Here is a 15,091-nt window from a genome sequence, read left to right as displayed (position 1 = left end):
TGGGAGTGAAAACAGCGGAAAGTTGCAGGATAGAGGTTACCCTGCAACAAAATAAAAATCAGACCCAGCCTTGCTGACGGAAACGGATCAGGGTTTTACAGAAAGTCACCATCTCATCAGGACGTCCCAGCGACAAGCGATTCCAGCCATTGGTGTGGCTAAAGCTTCGACCCACCAGGATACCCGCCTCTTCCATACGTTTCTGATACACAGAAGTATCGCCATTCACCTTGTGGAAAATAAAATTGGCGTTGCAGGGCAAGGCTTCCAGGCCCAAAGCTGCCAGAGTTTCCATCACCAATTGCAGTGACTGCTGGTTGCTCTTGATGCTCAGCTCAACCCAACTGCTATCTTCCAGCGCCGCTTTTGCGGCCACGCAGCCCGCAATGTTGGCATTATCTATACTGGCCTGTGCCGCCATACGCTCAAGCATACTGACTTCAGCAATACCGTAACCGACCCGCAGACCCGCGAGGGCATAAATTTTAGAGAAGGTTCTGGCCACGGCAATATGAGGATTACCCGCTTTCACCTGAGAAATGGCAGATACAAAATCAGCATCCTGCACATACTCGGCATAGGCCTCGTCGATAATAAATTCGAGCTTATCCGATCCCTGCTCCAGCCATTGATTCAGCTCAGCACCCGGCAACAACAAGCCGGTTGGGTTATTGGGGTTACACAGGTACACCACAGATTTCCCCGGGTGAGCTGCCACAGCGGCTTTCATACCGGCGATATCTGTCTGCAAACCGGCGGTGACTGGTACCTTCACCACTTTCATACCCCGGGCAAGGGCATAGTCTTCAATCACGCCAAAGGTGGGGTCTGGCATCACCAGCTGAGCGCCATCTGCCGCCATGGCATCCAGACTCATTTTCAAAATCTCAGATGAGCCATTGCCATAGATCAACTGATTGGTCTGAACGCCATAATGAGTGGCCAGTGACTGCATCAGTTCAGTCCTGGCAGCATCAGGGTAACGGAATGCACCGGGCAGGGCCTGTTGCAACGCCTTCATGGAAGAGGCCGGTAACCCAAGACTGTTTTCATTGAAATTCAGCGCCAAAGGGCCGGTTTGAGCAGGCATAGCTGCAGCAACAGGGACAGATGAGGATTGACAGCCAGCCAGAGCCAGCGTGCCCACAGCAGCACCAGCAGAGAGAAAGTGGCGACGGGACAGTTGCATAGAGTTTACCTTTATTTGAATTTTTATTTTTAGGCATCTTAGAAAAAGCCTTGGTAAACACCAGAGTATTAGTTCAATTAGTTGCGAACAGTCACAATATTTATGCGATCAAAGATGAATTTGGTGAGTAGTTATGCAGGTGAGTAGTTATGCAGGTGAGTATAGAAAAACAGTCAGCAGGAACCTTGTCGCAAGCTGGTTCCTGCTGGAAAGAATGAGTTGTCCCGGCCTCTCAGCAGGGTTTATTGGGAATAATCTTTAGCAAGTGCGCTATGGAGCCAACGCCTCACGGACAAACTCGCCATTGTCACACTCAGGGCAGTCGGGGATCACACCGGGAAACTCGATACTCATGGCGTGACCACACTGAGTGCAGATCACTTTGCCCTGATTGATAATCTCGCCACTGTGATAATGGCCTTCAGTTTTCAGATCCTGAGCCAGCTCATGCCACTCGACCTGACTGCGGTCGGTAATCTCGCTTAGCCAGTGCCAGAACGTACTTTCCATCGACAACAAAGTTGGACTGTAGCTGACGTCTCCTGCATGTTGCTCAGCCAAAAAGCTGATGATATCGCGCTTAAGAAAGTGTTCCACCAAGCCAAGCTCTGTTTCATCCGCGCTCTCCCTGAGCGTCAGAAACTCACGACCACTGGTGACTGACGCCAACAGGTCTTTGGTCGTCAACTCAGGGTCTTTGGCATATTCAGCTTTAACCTGATCGATGAGCTTTTGGTAAAGGGCCAACAGTGCTGCACTCTTGTCACTCATGAGTCTTACTCCTTTTCCTCAAATCCGGCCTGGTCGGTCGATATCAGACACACTAAAAAATCTTTATGCCCTGTATCCAGTTTACTCCCAAAACAATCCCTCTGGGCAAGTGTAAAAATCTTAATCAGGAATTTCGATTTTCGGTCAAAACCGGCCAAAGCATCTCTGTATGTAAATTAAAGCAATCTCCTGCTGCTTCCTTACTTGGGTATAAAGCGCTCTTGGTTTATTCTATGCAGATCCAATTGCGCAGTAACTGGCGCAAGATCAAAAATCAAGCGGCAAGGCCGGAAGAGATCGATGCAAGAACAATACAATCCTTCAGCTATCGAGCCATTGGTGCAAAAGCACTGGGCCGATAAGAAAACCTTCGAAGTCACCGAAGACCCAAACAAAGAAAAGTTTTACTGCCTGTCCATGTTCCCGTATCCATCCGGTCGACTACACATGGGTCACGTACGTAACTACACCATTGGTGACGTAGTATCCCGCTTCCAGCGTCTGCAGGGTAAGAACGTGATGCAGCCAATCGGTTGGGACAGCTTCGGTCTGCCAGCTGAGAATGCCGCGATCAACAACAAAACTGCGCCAGCCCCATGGACTTATGAAAATATTGAGTACATGAAGAACCAGCTGAAACTGCTGGGCTTTGGCTATGACTGGAGCCGTGAAATCGCGACCTGCACCCCAGAGTACTATCGTTGGGAACAGTGGTTCTTCACCAAGCTGTACGAAAAAGGCTTGGTATACAAAAAGACCGCTTCCGTTAACTGGTGTCCTAACGACCAGACTGTACTGGCCAACGAGCAGGTTATCGATGGTTGCTGCTGGCGCTGTGATACCACAGTTGAGCAGAAAGAAATTCCTCAGTGGTTTATCAAGATCACCGACTATGCAGAAGAACTGCTGAACGATATCGACACTCTGGATGGCTGGCCTGATCAGGTTAAGACCATGCAGCGTAACTGGATTGGCCGCAGTGAAGGTATCGAAATGACCTTCAAAGTGGCTGGCAGTGACGAGACTTTCGATATCTACACTACCCGTCCTGACACTGTGATGGGCGTGACCTATGTGGCTATCGCTGCTGCGCACCCTCTTGCTGAAAAGGCAGCTGAAACCAACCCAGCCCTGAAAGCCTTTGTTGGTGAGTGCAAAAACGCCAACAACACTGAAGCCGAGCTGGCGACCATGGACAAGCTGGGTGTGGATACCGGCCTGAAAGCCATCCACCCACTGACTGGTGAAGAAGTACCGGTATTTGCTGCCAACTTCGTGCTGATGAACTATGGTACCGGCGCGGTAATGTCTGTACCTGCACACGATCAGCGTGACTATGAGTTTGCCAAAAAGTACGGCCTGAATCTGAAAGCGGTTATCAAGCCTGCTGACGGCGAAGTCGATATCTCTGAAGCGGCTTACACAGAGAAAGGCGTACTGTTTAACTCTGGTGAGTTTGACGGTCTGGAGTTCCAGGCAGCCTTTGATGCTATCGACGCCAAACTGTCTGCAGAAGGCAAAGGCAAGCGTCAGGTTAACTATCGTCTGCGCGACTGGGGTGTATCCCGTCAGCGTTACTGGGGCGCACCGATTCCAATGGTGACCCTGGAAGACGGTACCGTTATTCCAACCCCTGAAGATCAGCTGCCGGTTATCCTGCCTGAAGATGTGGTAATGGACGGTGTCCAGAGCCCAATCAAGGCGGACAAAGAGTGGGCTAAGACCACAGTAAACGGTCAGCCAGCTCTGCGTGAAACCGACACCTTTGACACCTTTATGGAGTCTTCCTGGTACTACGCCCGCTACTGCAGCCCACAAGCTGACGAAATGCTGGACCCAACCAAGGCCAACTACTGGCTGCCGGTTGACCAGTATATCGGTGGTATCGAGCACGCCTGTATGCACCTGCTGTATTTCCGCTTCTTCCACAAGCTGCTGCGCGACGCTGGCCTGGTGAACTCTGATGAGCCAGCCAAGCAACTGCTGACTCAGGGCATGGTACTGGCTGACGCCTTCTACTACACCAACGAAAAAGGTGCCCGTGTTTGGGTTTCTCCGCTGGATGTGACCGTTGAAGAGCGCGACGAAAAGGGCCGTATCACCAAGTGTGTGGACAATGAAGGCCATGAGCTGGTGTACACCGGCATGAGCAAGATGTCCAAGTCCAAGAACAATGGTATCGACCCTCAGGTGATGGTTGAGAAGTACGGTGCTGATACCGTGCGTCTGTTTATGATGTTCGCTGCGCCTCCAGAGCTGACTCTGGAATGGCAAGAGTCTGGCGTGGAAGGTGCACACCGCTTTATCAAGCGTCTGTGGAAACTGGCTCACGACCATATTGCTGCAGGACCGGTTGCCGCCCTGGATGTGGCGTCACTGAGCGCAGATCAGAAAAACCTGCGTCGTGAACTGCACAAGACCATCGCCAAGGTATCCGATGACATCGGCCGTCGTCAGATGTTCAACACCGCCGTTGCAGCAGTGATGGAACTGATGAACCACCTGCAGAAGGCTTCTACTGAATCTGAGCAGGACCGTGCCCTGATGGCTGAGGCCCTGTCAGCGGTTGTTCGTCTGCTGTACCCAATCACTCCACACCTGAGCTTCAATCTGTGGAACGAGCTGGGCAACGAAGGCAACATCGAAGACACTCGCTGGCCAGAAGTTGACGAAGCCGCTCTGGTTGAAGATTCCAAGCTGATCGTGGTTCAGGTGAACGGTAAACTGCGCGCCAAAATCACTGTTGCTGCTGATGCCAGCAAGGAAGAGGTTGAGGCTCTGGGTATGGGCGAAGAGCAGGTTCAGAAGCACACCGAAGGCAAGACTGTCCGCAAGGTCATCTATGTACCAGGTAAGCTGCTGAACATAGTAGCCAACTAATTCTGAGCCAATAAGGAAATCCCTAAGCTTATGCTGAAAAAAAATCTGTCATTCAACAGTTTTTCACCTAAAGCACTGGGCTCAGTACTGCTGGCACTGGTTATTTTGACCAGTGCCGGTTGTGGCTTTCAGCTGCAGCGGAGCTATCAGATCCCGCCGCAGCTGACTACGCTGCACCTGAGCAGTCAGGACGAATACAGTGAACTGACACGTCTGGTTCGTGAACGTCTGCGTTTGAGTAACGTCAACCTGGTCGACAGTGCCAGCAAAGATGTTGCCGACCTGCGCCTGATCCGTGACTCACTGGAGCGCGCCACTTTGTCACTTTACCCAACAGGTAACGTGGCTGAGTATGAACTCATCTATCAGGTTGAGTTTGCTGTCGCCCTGCCAGACAGTGATCCCGGTTTCTACAATGTGGAAATTCGCCGTGATTATCTGGATGACCCCCGTACAGCACTGGCTAAAAGCCGCGAAATGGATTTGCTGACCAAAGAGATGCGAATTCAGGCTGCCGACCGAATCGTACAGACCCTCTCCTCCATTGAGGTGAAATGATGCGGGTTTACCCCAATCAACTTGCCGCTCAACTGACCAAGCTCAAATCTGTTTATCTGGTATTCGGTGATGATCCCTGGCTGGCAGACAACTGTAAGCAGCAGATTCTCACCGCTGCCCGCAATCAGGGCTTCGATGAACGTATCACCCTGGATACCCAGGACACAGGATTCCAGTGGAGTCAGGTGGAGCAGGAGTTTCAGGCCATGAGCCTGTTTGCTTCCCGTCGTATCATCGAGCTGCATCTGGCCAACGCCAAACCCGGTACAGATGGTGCAGCCATGCTGCAGCAGCTGGTCGCCCACCCAACCCCGGACACCATACTGCTGTTGATGGGGCCCAAACTGGGGATGGATCAAACCAAAACCAAGTGGTTTAAAGCTCTGGATGCTCAGGGCATATATCTGCCCTGCACCACGCCTGAGGGAGCCCAATTTCAACGCTGGCTGGTTGACCGCATTCGCGAACTGAAACTCAAGCTCAACCGCGATGCTGAAGCCATGCTGTTTAACCTGTACGAAGGCAACCTGCTGGCGGCAGATCAGGCACTCAAGTTACTTAAACTGCTGGCCAATGAAAAAGAGCTGACGGCAGAAGAGCTGAGCCACTATTTCGAAGACCAGTCCAGATTCAGTGTGTTCCAGCTGTCCGATGCCCTGCTTGAGAACCACAAGAGCCGGGCCATGCACATGCTGTCTCAGTTGAAAGCTGAGGGCACCGCCATGCCTATTGTACTGTGGGCACTGTTTAAAGAACTGGCGCTTCTGCTCAAACTCAAGTCTGCTCAGGAAGCCGGTACCAATCTGAACGCTATGTGGAGCAGTCTGCGCATTTGGGATAAGCGTAAGCCTTTGTATCAATCTGCATTGAATCGATTGAATCTACTGCAAATAGAGAAGATGCTGGCGGTGGCTGCCAATCTGGAAACCAAGCTGAAACAGCAAGGCGAAGAGGACTGGGTAGGCCTGAGTCATCTGTGTTTACTGTTTGACCCAACCGCCCACAGACAACTTGCTCATATCGAGGTGTGCTGATGCACCTTATTGTCCACAGCAGGAACGGCTGAGATATGGCACAAACCTCACCCCGCCGTTGGATTGGTCTGTTGGGCGGCACCTTTGACCCTATACATTACGGCCACCTTAAACCCGCTCTGGAAGCCCATAAACAGCTCGGACTGGATGAAATCTGGTTAATGCCCAATGCCATTCCGCCCCACAAGGATGGCGAGATAACTGACTCTGTGCATCGCCTTGCGATGGCCCGCGCCGTGTGCGACGTCCATAGTGGATTCAGCCTCTGTGATATTGAGCTTGAGCTTGCGGCTTCCGGCACTCCCAGCTATTCGGTCAACACTCTCAAGATCCTCAAGCAAAGGTACCCTGACTGTGACTTCGTATTCCTGATGGGTATGGACAGTCTGTTGTCCCTGCATTTATGGCACGAGTGGCAGCAACTGACCGGGCTGTGCAGCCTGCTGGTCGCGATCCGGCCAGGGTGGCAGCTTGAAATCAGCCAGCTGCCCGGGCAGGTACAGGCCCAAATAGTCAGCCAACTCAGCCGTGGCAGTACAGGGCAGATCCAGATGCTGGACGTCCCGCCACAGGATATCTCCTCCACGGAAATCCGGACTCAACTGCAGCAGGGGAACTTACCGGCGGCCATGATGCCAAAGGAAGTAGCCGATTATATTCAGGCTCACAACCTCTATCTGTCCCGGCCAGACTGACCAATTCAACCGTTCGGCCCCTGTAGTGATTGGTCGCTTACCTGATATTGTTGCCGTATAATGTGCGGCTGTTTTTGAATTATTGATGAGGACTCTTACGTGCAAAGCGCGGAGTTGAAAGCATTTGTTGTCGATAAAGTCGACGACCTGAAAGCCAAAGATATTGTTACCTTTGACGTTTCCAACCAATCTACTATCACTGATTACATGGTGATCTGCTCAGGTACTTCCAGTACTCACGTGCGTTCCATGGCGGAGTACGCGGTGAAAGAAGCCAAGCAGGCCAATATTGAAATTCTGGGTGTTGAAGGCCGTGATGGCTCTGAGTGGGTTTTGGTGGACTTCGGCGGTGTGATTCTGCATGTCATGCAGGAACAAACCCGTGACTTCTACCAGCTTGAAAAGCTCTGGTCTGAAGGCGCCTGATGAAGCTGCAACTCGTGGCAGTCGGCACCAAAATGCCGGACTGGGTAACCCGTGGCTTCGAGGAGTACCAACGCCGTTTCCCCCGGGATATGGCGTTGGAACTGATTGAGATCCCGGCAGGTAAGCGTGGTAAAAACGCTGATATCGCCCGCATCCTGCAAAAGGAAGGGGAGTTGATGCTGGCGGCAATCCCCAAAGGCAACCACATTGTCACCCTGGATCTGCCCGGCAAGCACTGGACGACGCCACAACTGGCGACACAGCTGGAAAAGTGGCAACTGGATGGTCGGGATGTCAGCCTCTTGATTGGCGGACCCGAAGGCTTGGCGCCGGCATGTAAAGCCGCTGCCGCACAAAGCTGGTGTCTGTCAGCTCTGACCCTGCCCCATCCCATGGTACGGATTGTGGTGGCAGAGAGCCTTTATCGGGCCTGGAGCATCAACAACAACCACCCGTATCACAGAGAGTAATACTCGCTAATCAAGACTTGGCCACAAATTTGTGGCCCGTAAACTGGTCGGAGAGCATAAGTGTCGCCAAGAAAGCGCATTACCATGCATGATCACGCAGCTGAGGCGTCGCTGTTTAAGCGCCGGGCGCTGTTTACTTTTGTTTGCGTCATTCTCATGGTGTCCATCCTGCTGGGTAACCTTTATCACCTGCAGGTCACCTCATTCAACGATTACACCACCCGTTCAGATGACAACCGCATCCGGGTACTGCCTTTGCCTCCAAGCCGCGGTCTGATCTACGACAGGCACGGCGTATTGCTGGCAGAAAACCAACCTTTCTACTCGCTTGAACTGGTCCCAGAGAGTGTCAAAGATATCCCCGGCACTATAGATGGACTGGCAGCGATTATTGACATCAGCGAAGATGAAAAAGAGGACTTCACCAAGTCTCTCAAGCATCACAGACGCTTTAAGCCTTTAACCCTGAAAGCCCGCCTGACTGAGGAAGAGGTCGCCATATTCAGTGTTAATCAGCACAAGTTTCCCGGTGTGGAAGTGGAAGCAGGTCTAAAACGTTATTACCCCTACGGCAGCACCCTGACCCATGCCCTTGGCTATGTGGGCCGCATTAACTCCCGTGACCGTGAATCACTTGAACGCAGTGGCGACTGGAGTGATTACGCCGGGACCAAGTTTATTGGCAAGCAGGGCATTGAAAAATTCTATGAGCCGGTACTGCACGGCAAACCGGGGCACCTTGAAGAAGAGGTGAACAACCGTGGCCGCACCATACGTACCCTTAAAGTCTCTGAGCCCGAGCCGGGTCAGGATATCTATCTCACAATAGATTTGAAGTTGCAGCAAAAAGCCCAGGAACTGCTGGACGGCCGCCGCGGCAGTATTGTGGCTATCGATCCAAGAGATGGTGGGATTTTAGCGCTGGCTTCAAGCCCCAGCTATGACCCCAATCAGTTTGTTCACGGCATCAGCGCCAAAGCCTACAGCGCACTGCTGAACAACCGCTCCCGTCCACTGATCAACCGAGCCACTCAGGGCCAGTACGCACCAGCATCGACAGTAAAACCCATTATGGCGCTGCTGGGACTGGAAGAGGGCACAGTCACCGAGAAAACCCGCATCTGGGATCCCGGCTTCTGGCAAATTCCCGGCGTTGACCACAAATACCGGGACTGGAAGCGTTGGGGCCACGGTTGGGTGGATGTATACCACTCCATTATCGACTCCTGTGATACCTACTTTTACGACATGGCATACAAGCTGGGTATCAACAAGATCTCCGAGTTTATGACCCAGTTTGGCTTCGGTCAGCCCACCAATGTGGACATTTATGAAGAAGCCTCCGGCATTATGCCGTCACGGGACTGGAAGCGAGCCCGCTACAACCAGCCCTGGTGGATTGGTGACACCATCTCTGTGGGTATTGGTCAGGGCTACTGGACCACAACCCCACTGCAGCTGGCTGCCGCCACTGCCATTGTTGCCAACAAGGGGAGACGCTTTTCTCCTCACCTGATGAAGGCGGTGACTCAGAACGATGGCACGCTCAAAACCCCTGTAGATGAGATGCCGCCTGTTGTGCTCAAAGATCCCAGAAACTGGGACATTATTAATGACGCCATGCAGCAGACCGCCCACAAATCCCGTTTCACCGACGCCAAATATACGGCGGCCATGAAGACAGGTACTGCTCAGGTATTCTCTGTGGCCCAGGACGCCAAATACGATGCCGAAAACATCGATGAGCGCCTCAAGGATAACGCCTTGATTGTGGCTTATGCCCCCTATGAAACCCCCAGAATCGTATTGGCTGTAGTGCTGGAAAACGCCGGTTGGGGTGGCGCCAACGCAGGTCCTGTGGCCCGCGCCATGCTGGATGAATATATTCTTCGCGACACCAAGGAGCCGACCAAAGAATGAGTGCGCATCCAAGTCGCCAAACTTTTTGGCAACGCATCCATATTGACCTGCCACTGCTGGGCGGCATTTTGATCCTGTTTTGCTTCAGCCTGTTTGTGATCTATTCAGCAAGCGGTGGCAGCCTGGCGATGATGGACAGGCAGATGATCCGCATGGGGTTGTCTTTGCTGGTAATGTTGACCGTAGCCCAAATCAACCCGGAAGTGCTGCGTCGGTGGGCACTGCCCATCTATGTAATAGGCGTTATCCTGCTGCTGGCGGTTCACTTCTTTGGCGAGATCAACAAAGGGGCACAGCGCTGGTTAAACCTGGGCTTTATGGAGTTCCAGCCATCAGAGCTGATGAAGCTGGCCTTCCCCATTACCATGGCCTGGTTTATCAGTAAGTTCCCCCTTCCTCCCAAAAAGCGACATCTTGCCGGGGGGGTGGCTATTTTGCTGATACCAACCCTGCTTATCGCCAGTCAGCCGGATCTGGGTACCTCGATTCTGGTTGCCGCGTCGGGGGTATTTGTGCTCTTTCTGTCCGGTATGAGCTGGACCATTGTAGGCGGGGTATTGCTGGCCGTACTTGCGTTTCTGCCCATCCTCTGGTTCTTCCTTATGCACGACTACCAACGCACCCGGGTGCTGACCCTGCTGGATCCTGAGAAAGACCCTCTGGGTGCCGGTTACCACATTATCCAGTCTAAAATTGCCATCGGCTCGGGCGGATTCTGGGGCAAGGGCTGGCTGGAAGGTACTCAGTCACAGCTGGAATTTCTGCCGGAACGTCACACCGACTTTATCTTCGCCGTGATAGGTGAGGAGTTTGGCTTAATTGGTATTCTGCTGTTGCTGGCCCTCTACGTGTTTATCATCGCCAGGGGACTGACTATCGCGTCCCGTGCGCAAACCAGCTTTGCCCGCCTGCTGGCTGGCTCCATTACACTGACATTCTTTGTATATGTATTTGTAAATATTGGTATGGTGTCAGGTATTCTGCCTGTAGTGGGGGTTCCACTACCGCTGATCAGTTATGGGGGAACCTCCATGCTGACACTGATGACGGGCTTCGGAATTCTGATGAGTATTCACACTCACAGACGCTTTATCGACCGTTAAACCAAAGCACACAACGGAAAAGAGAATCACCGGAATGACAAGAATCTCCTCGTTACTCGCGCCACTCTTCGCTCCAATAGGCGCCCTCTTGCTTGGCTCAGTCGCTGTTGCTGAGCCTCTGGACACCAAGACGCTGACTGCTGACTTTATCAAAGAGCAGCAAGCCAAAGGCTTTACCCAAGCCGAAACTGAAGCATTTCTGGCCGATGCCAAACTCAACCAGGATGTGCTGGATGCCATTTCCCGACCATGGGAAGCCAAACCATGGCATGTTTATTATCCGATTTTCCTGACCGAAAAACGTCTGGCAGCAGGTCTTAAGTTCTGGAATGAGCATGAGCAAACCATCGCCCGTGCGGCCAAAACCTATGGTGTCGACCCACAGGTGATTGTTGCCATTATCGGTATCGAGACCTTCTATGGCGGTTACATGGGTAAATACCCTGTACTGGATGCCCTCTATACTCTTGGCTTCCATTATCCCCCCCGGGCCGACTTCTTCCGCTCTGAACTGGGCCAGCTGCAGCAACTGATTAAAGAGGAAAAATTACCTCTGGATGAACTCAAAGGCTCTTACGCAGGTGCCATGGGCTATGGCCAGTTTATCTCCTCAAGCTATCGTCATTACGCCGTGGACTTTGACGGTGATGGCCAGCGGGATCTGCTGACCAACCCTGTGGATGCCATCGGCTCCGTCGCCAACTACTTCCATGAACACGGCTGGCAGGCCGGCGAACCTGTGGTTTTGCCATTGGTGAACGAAGGAACGCCAAAAGCCAAAGTGTGGAGTGGCGAGCGGCTTAATCTGACCGTTGCAGATATCCTCAGCCCGGATTTGAGCCTGAAGAAGAATCAGGATCTCAACGCCAGCCAAAAAGCGATGTTGGTGGCGCTGGAACAGGCAGACAGTGCGGAATATTGGCTGGGACTGAAGAACTTTTATGTGATCACCCGTTATAATCGCAGCCCATTATACGCTATGGCGGTCTACCAATTCAGTGAACAACTTAAACATGCCCATGACCAAAGCTAAAACCCTGCTGCTGTGCGGCCTGCTTTCTACCTCTGCCCTACTGGCAGGCTGCTCCGGTGGTGGACGTTACGATATGGCGGACGATGAGGCCCCGAGTAATGCACCTGACGTCACCAAAGTAGAAAACGCCCAACCCAGGTTTGAACCATACAGCCGTCAGGGCAACCGCCGATACACAGTACTTGGCAAAACCTATGATGTGATGCCAACCAGCCAGGGCTACACCGAAAAAGGTGTCGCCAGCTGGTATGGTGCCAAGTTCCATGGCCACCTGACCTCCAATGGTGAGCGCTATGACATGTACTCCATGACTGCCGCTCACAAAACCCTGCCGCTGCCCAGCTATGTCAAAGTGACCAACCGCGACAACGGCAAACAGGTAATCGTGCGTGTGAATGACCGTGGCCCTTTCCATGGGGGGCGGATTATCGATCTGTCTTATGCTGCCGCAGCCAGGTTGGATATGCTGAAAACCGGCACCGCCAATGTGGAAGTGGAAGCCATCTATATCGCCAGCCCCCAGGTTCCCCAACTGGCAGAGCTGACAGGCGAACAGACCTACTATATTCAGCTGGTCGCATCCAAAGACAAAGCCAGACTCGCAACCCTGGCCGCTGAACTGGAGGCCAAACACCAGTTACAGTCGCGCCTGCAACAGCAAGGTGAGATTTATCGGCTGCAGCTTGGTCCGGTTGGCCAGTTAACCCTGGCCAATAAACTGCTGGAAACCCTGCGAGCCGACGGTTTTCCCGAGAGCTTTTTGGTCACGCCACCACCAGCCAAGTAATCAATCCGCCCCCTCTATGTAAATGAATACCTCATTGGTGTGAACTTTTGAGCATTTTATTTGTTTAATAACACATGGGGGCAAGTAAGCGGGTATTGAGCAGGAATTGACCCATTGCTAAACAGGCTTGCTGTTGTTGCTAACAAATTCAAACAATTTGCAGTGTTGGTCAGCGCGTAAGATGAACAGCCGCTAATTAAAATCCCACTGTAGATAGTGATATACTCCGCTGCAGTTTGCAGTTCCGAACCCAATACAACCAAAAGACGTACTGAAGTAATGAAGAATTTTGTCAAAGGACCTTTGAAAGCCATCCTGGTGTTTACCGGGCTTGCCGTTTCCGTTGCAACTCAGGCAGCACCTATGGTCATTCCGGACTCCCCGGATGTGGCCGCCAAAGCCTATGTGCTGATGGATTACAACACAGGTAAGGTGATTGCTGAGAACAACGCCTATGAAAGCCTGAACCCAGCCAGCCTGACCAAGATGATGACCAGCTACGTTATCGGTCAGGAGATCAAGCGTGGTAACGTCAACCCGGATGATGAAGTCCAGATCTCCAAGAACGCCTGGGCCAAGAACTTCCCTGACTCCTCCAAGATGTTTATCGAGGTGGGCACCAAGGTTAAAGTCTCTGAACTGAATAAAGGCATCATCATTCAGTCAGGTAACGATGCCTGTGTGGCCATGGCCGAGCATATTGCCGGTACCGAAGGCGCCTTCGTTGACCTGATGAACTCCTGGGCCAAGCAGCTGAACATGACTGACTCTCACTTTGAGAACTCACATGGCCTGGACTCTGACGACCAGAAAACCACTGCCTATGATATGGCACTGCTGGGCGCAGCGTTGATCCGTGACGTACCAGATGAGTACAAGATTTACAGCGAGAAGCAGTTCACCTACAACAATATCCCTCAGTACAACCGTAACCGCTTGCTGTGGGACAAGTCACTGAACGTTGATGGCATTAAAACCGGCCACACCTCAGGTGCAGGCTACAACCTGGTGAGCTCTGCCACTAAAGACGATATGCGTTTAATCGCCGTGGTACTGGGCACCAAGAGCGCCAACGCCCGTGCAGCTGAAAGCAAAAAACTGCTGAACTATGGTTTCCGTTTCTTTGAAACTGTAACCCCATTCAAGGCCGGTGAAACCTTTACCGAAGAGCGTATCTGGTTCGGTGACAAAGAACAGGTGAAGCTGGGCGTAATGACTGACACCCCTATCACCATCAACCGTGGTCAGGGTAAGAATCTGCAGGCTCATTATGAACTGACCAAAGAACTGACTGCGCCTATGGGCAAAGGTGAAGTGGTGGGTCGTCTGTACTTCCAACTGAACGGTGAAGATGTTGCCCAGTTCCCTCTGGTTACCCTGGAAGAGGTGAATGAAGGTAGCTGGTTCAGCAAGCTGATGGACTACTTCAAGCAACTGTTTGCCAGCTGGTTCGGTTAATTCCGGCAGGCATACCAACTTCATTAATAGTCTGATCAATTCAGAGCGCGTCAGGGATTCTGATTCAAGGCGCATTGATTGAATAAGGGTGGTTCCCTTTAAGAGCAATGCAACACAGAAGCAGGATGCCTGACACGCTCACGGAGTGCGGGCTTCAATGCACTTGATACTGTGTTGAGTCGCCTTGACATAGAACCACTATGGCTTCGCCGACTCGTCTTGTCTCAAGCGCATTGAATTCCCGCTGAAACAGATCAACTATTAAATGAAATTGGTATAAATCCAGAGAAAGCCACCTGCGGGTGGCTTTTTTATTGCGCGCTCTCACTGCCTGCACTTGAAAAGCGTACAATAAGCACCATATTGGATTCATTACACCCGATTTAGAGAGTTCACCATGACTAATTCCGATCTGAATACCCGTTTTGAAGAGCTGATGGAGTTTCCGGCTTCTTTCCCATACAAGGTAGTGGGCGATGCAGATGACACTCTGGCAGACCGTGTGGTTGCCGTAGTACAGAAGCATGTACCGGGTGACTATGTGCCAAGCACCAAGGCATCAAGCAAGGGTACCTACTACTCAATCACCATCCGCGTCACAGTGGAAAACAAAGAGATGGTTGAGACCCTGTATACCGAACTGGCAGCCATCGAAGGCGTTAAGCGGGTTCTATAATTCATTTGCAGATCACAGTTCAAATCTTGCCAAAGTAAAACTGTGATCTGTATACCATTGTCAAACAGTCAAGTATAATGACGCTACTGAT

At 52.0% G+C, this 15,091-nt stretch carries 14 protein-coding genes; 12 read left to right on the top strand and 2 right to left on the bottom strand.

The annotated features are described in order from the left end of the window. Positions 1–58 precede the first annotated feature (58 nt). Positions 59–1,189, bottom strand: coding sequence for a pyridoxal phosphate-dependent aminotransferase (locus tag L2725_RS02240; RefSeq protein WP_249247440.1), 1,131 nt, complete (start codon positions 1,187–1,189; stop codon positions 59–61). Between the two features lie 270 nt (positions 1,190–1,459). Further along, entirely contained in the window at positions 1,460–1,960 is a 501-nt protein-coding gene (locus L2725_RS02235) for a zinc ribbon-containing protein (protein WP_115138034.1), read from the bottom strand. A gap of 300 nt (positions 1,961–2,260) precedes the next feature. On the opposite strand from L2725_RS02235, the gene leuS reads away from it, so the two are divergent. The 12 genes from leuS to ybeD all read left to right on the top strand — a co-directional run bounded on the left by leuS (position 2,261) and on the right by ybeD (position 15,000). Further along, on the top strand, positions 2,261–4,840 hold the full coding sequence (gene leuS, locus L2725_RS02230) for a leucine--tRNA ligase (RefSeq protein WP_249247439.1): 2,580 nt from the start codon (positions 2,261–2,263) through the stop codon (positions 4,838–4,840). Between the two features lie 30 nt (positions 4,841–4,870). Then, entirely contained in the window at positions 4,871–5,398 is a 528-nt protein-coding gene (locus L2725_RS02225; RefSeq protein ID WP_249247438.1) for an LPS-assembly lipoprotein LptE, read from the top strand. Next, complete coding sequence (gene holA / locus L2725_RS02220) at positions 5,398–6,432, top strand: DNA polymerase III subunit delta (RefSeq protein WP_249247976.1); 1,035 nt, start codon at positions 5,398–5,400, stop codon at positions 6,430–6,432. The genes L2725_RS02225 and holA overlap by 1 nt, the downstream gene beginning before the upstream one ends. Before the next feature lie 35 nt (positions 6,433–6,467). After that, positions 6,468–7,127, top strand: a complete 660-nt coding sequence (nadD, locus tag L2725_RS02215) for a nicotinate-nucleotide adenylyltransferase (RefSeq protein WP_249247437.1) — start codon at positions 6,468–6,470, stop codon at positions 7,125–7,127. Positions 7,128–7,226: 99 nt separating this feature from the next. Then, entirely contained in the window at positions 7,227–7,553 is a 327-nt protein-coding gene (rsfS, locus tag L2725_RS02210) for a ribosome silencing factor (RefSeq protein ID WP_115138039.1), read from the top strand. Next, a complete protein-coding gene (gene rlmH / locus L2725_RS02205) occupies positions 7,553–8,023 on the top strand; it encodes a 23S rRNA (pseudouridine(1915)-N(3))-methyltransferase RlmH (protein ID WP_115138040.1) in 471 nt (156 codons plus the stop codon). Before rsfS ends, rlmH begins: the two co-directional genes overlap by 1 nt. Before the next feature lie 60 nt (positions 8,024–8,083). Continuing rightward, positions 8,084–9,943 carry a penicillin-binding protein 2 gene (gene mrdA, locus L2725_RS02200; protein WP_249247436.1) on the top strand — a complete coding sequence of 620 codons (1,860 nt, stop codon included), beginning with the start codon at positions 8,084–8,086 and terminating at the stop codon, positions 9,941–9,943. Then, positions 9,940–11,046 (top strand): rod shape-determining protein RodA, encoded by a 1,107-nt coding sequence (gene rodA / locus L2725_RS02195; RefSeq protein ID WP_248934244.1) that lies wholly within the window; start codon positions 9,940–9,942, stop codon positions 11,044–11,046. The genes mrdA and rodA overlap by 4 nt, the downstream gene beginning before the upstream one ends. Positions 11,047–11,080: 34 nt before the next feature. After that, entirely contained in the window at positions 11,081–12,079 is a 999-nt protein-coding gene (gene mltB, locus L2725_RS02190; RefSeq protein ID WP_249247434.1) for a lytic murein transglycosylase B, read from the top strand. Then, positions 12,060–12,866 carry a septal ring lytic transglycosylase RlpA family protein gene (locus tag L2725_RS02185; protein ID WP_249247433.1) on the top strand — a complete coding sequence of 269 codons (807 nt, stop codon included), beginning with the start codon at positions 12,060–12,062 and terminating at the stop codon, positions 12,864–12,866. The genes mltB and L2725_RS02185 overlap by 20 nt, the downstream gene beginning before the upstream one ends. Positions 12,867–13,145: 279 nt before the next feature. Continuing rightward, positions 13,146–14,324 carry a serine hydrolase gene (locus L2725_RS02180; RefSeq protein ID WP_249247431.1) on the top strand — a complete coding sequence of 393 codons (1,179 nt, stop codon included), beginning with the start codon at positions 13,146–13,148 and terminating at the stop codon, positions 14,322–14,324. Between the two features lie 397 nt (positions 14,325–14,721). Then, the gene (gene ybeD / locus L2725_RS02175) at positions 14,722–15,000 is read left to right on the top strand and encodes a DUF493 family protein YbeD (protein ID WP_248934241.1); all 279 of its coding nucleotides are present in this window, start codon (positions 14,722–14,724) and stop codon (positions 14,998–15,000) included. The last annotated feature ends 91 nt before the right edge of the window (positions 15,001–15,091 follow it).

The organism is Shewanella corallii, assembly GCF_023349125.1.
GTDB classification, from domain to species: Bacteria; Pseudomonadota; Gammaproteobacteria; order Enterobacterales; family Shewanellaceae; genus Shewanella; species Shewanella corallii.
Note: the sequence above shows the minus strand (reverse complement) of the source record. Positions and strands in the feature narration are given on the sequence as shown.

Coding starts and splice junctions, on each gene's coding strand:
- L2725_RS02240 (WP_249247440.1), bottom strand. CDS start 1,189: ATGCAACTGTCCCGTCGCCACTTTCTCTCTGCTGGTGCTGCTGTGGGC.
- L2725_RS02235 (WP_115138034.1), bottom strand. CDS start 1,960: ATGAGTGACAAGAGTGCAGCACTGTTGGCCCTTTACCAAAAGCTCATC.
- leuS (WP_249247439.1), top strand. CDS start 2,261: ATGCAAGAACAATACAATCCTTCAGCTATCGAGCCATTGGTGCAAAAG.
- L2725_RS02225 (WP_249247438.1), top strand. CDS start 4,871: ATGCTGAAAAAAAATCTGTCATTCAACAGTTTTTCACCTAAAGCACTG.
- holA (WP_249247976.1), top strand. CDS start 5,398: ATGCGGGTTTACCCCAATCAACTTGCCGCTCAACTGACCAAGCTCAAA.
- nadD (WP_249247437.1), top strand. CDS start 6,468: ATGGCACAAACCTCACCCCGCCGTTGGATTGGTCTGTTGGGCGGCACC.
- rlmH (WP_115138040.1), top strand. CDS start 7,553: ATGAAGCTGCAACTCGTGGCAGTCGGCACCAAAATGCCGGACTGGGTA.
- rodA (WP_248934244.1), top strand. CDS start 9,940: ATGAGTGCGCATCCAAGTCGCCAAACTTTTTGGCAACGCATCCATATT.
- mltB (WP_249247434.1), top strand. CDS start 11,081: ATGACAAGAATCTCCTCGTTACTCGCGCCACTCTTCGCTCCAATAGGC.
- L2725_RS02185 (WP_249247433.1), top strand. CDS start 12,060: ATGCCCATGACCAAAGCTAAAACCCTGCTGCTGTGCGGCCTGCTTTCT.
- L2725_RS02180 (WP_249247431.1), top strand. CDS start 13,146: ATGAAGAATTTTGTCAAAGGACCTTTGAAAGCCATCCTGGTGTTTACC.
- ybeD (WP_248934241.1), top strand. CDS start 14,722: ATGACTAATTCCGATCTGAATACCCGTTTTGAAGAGCTGATGGAGTTT.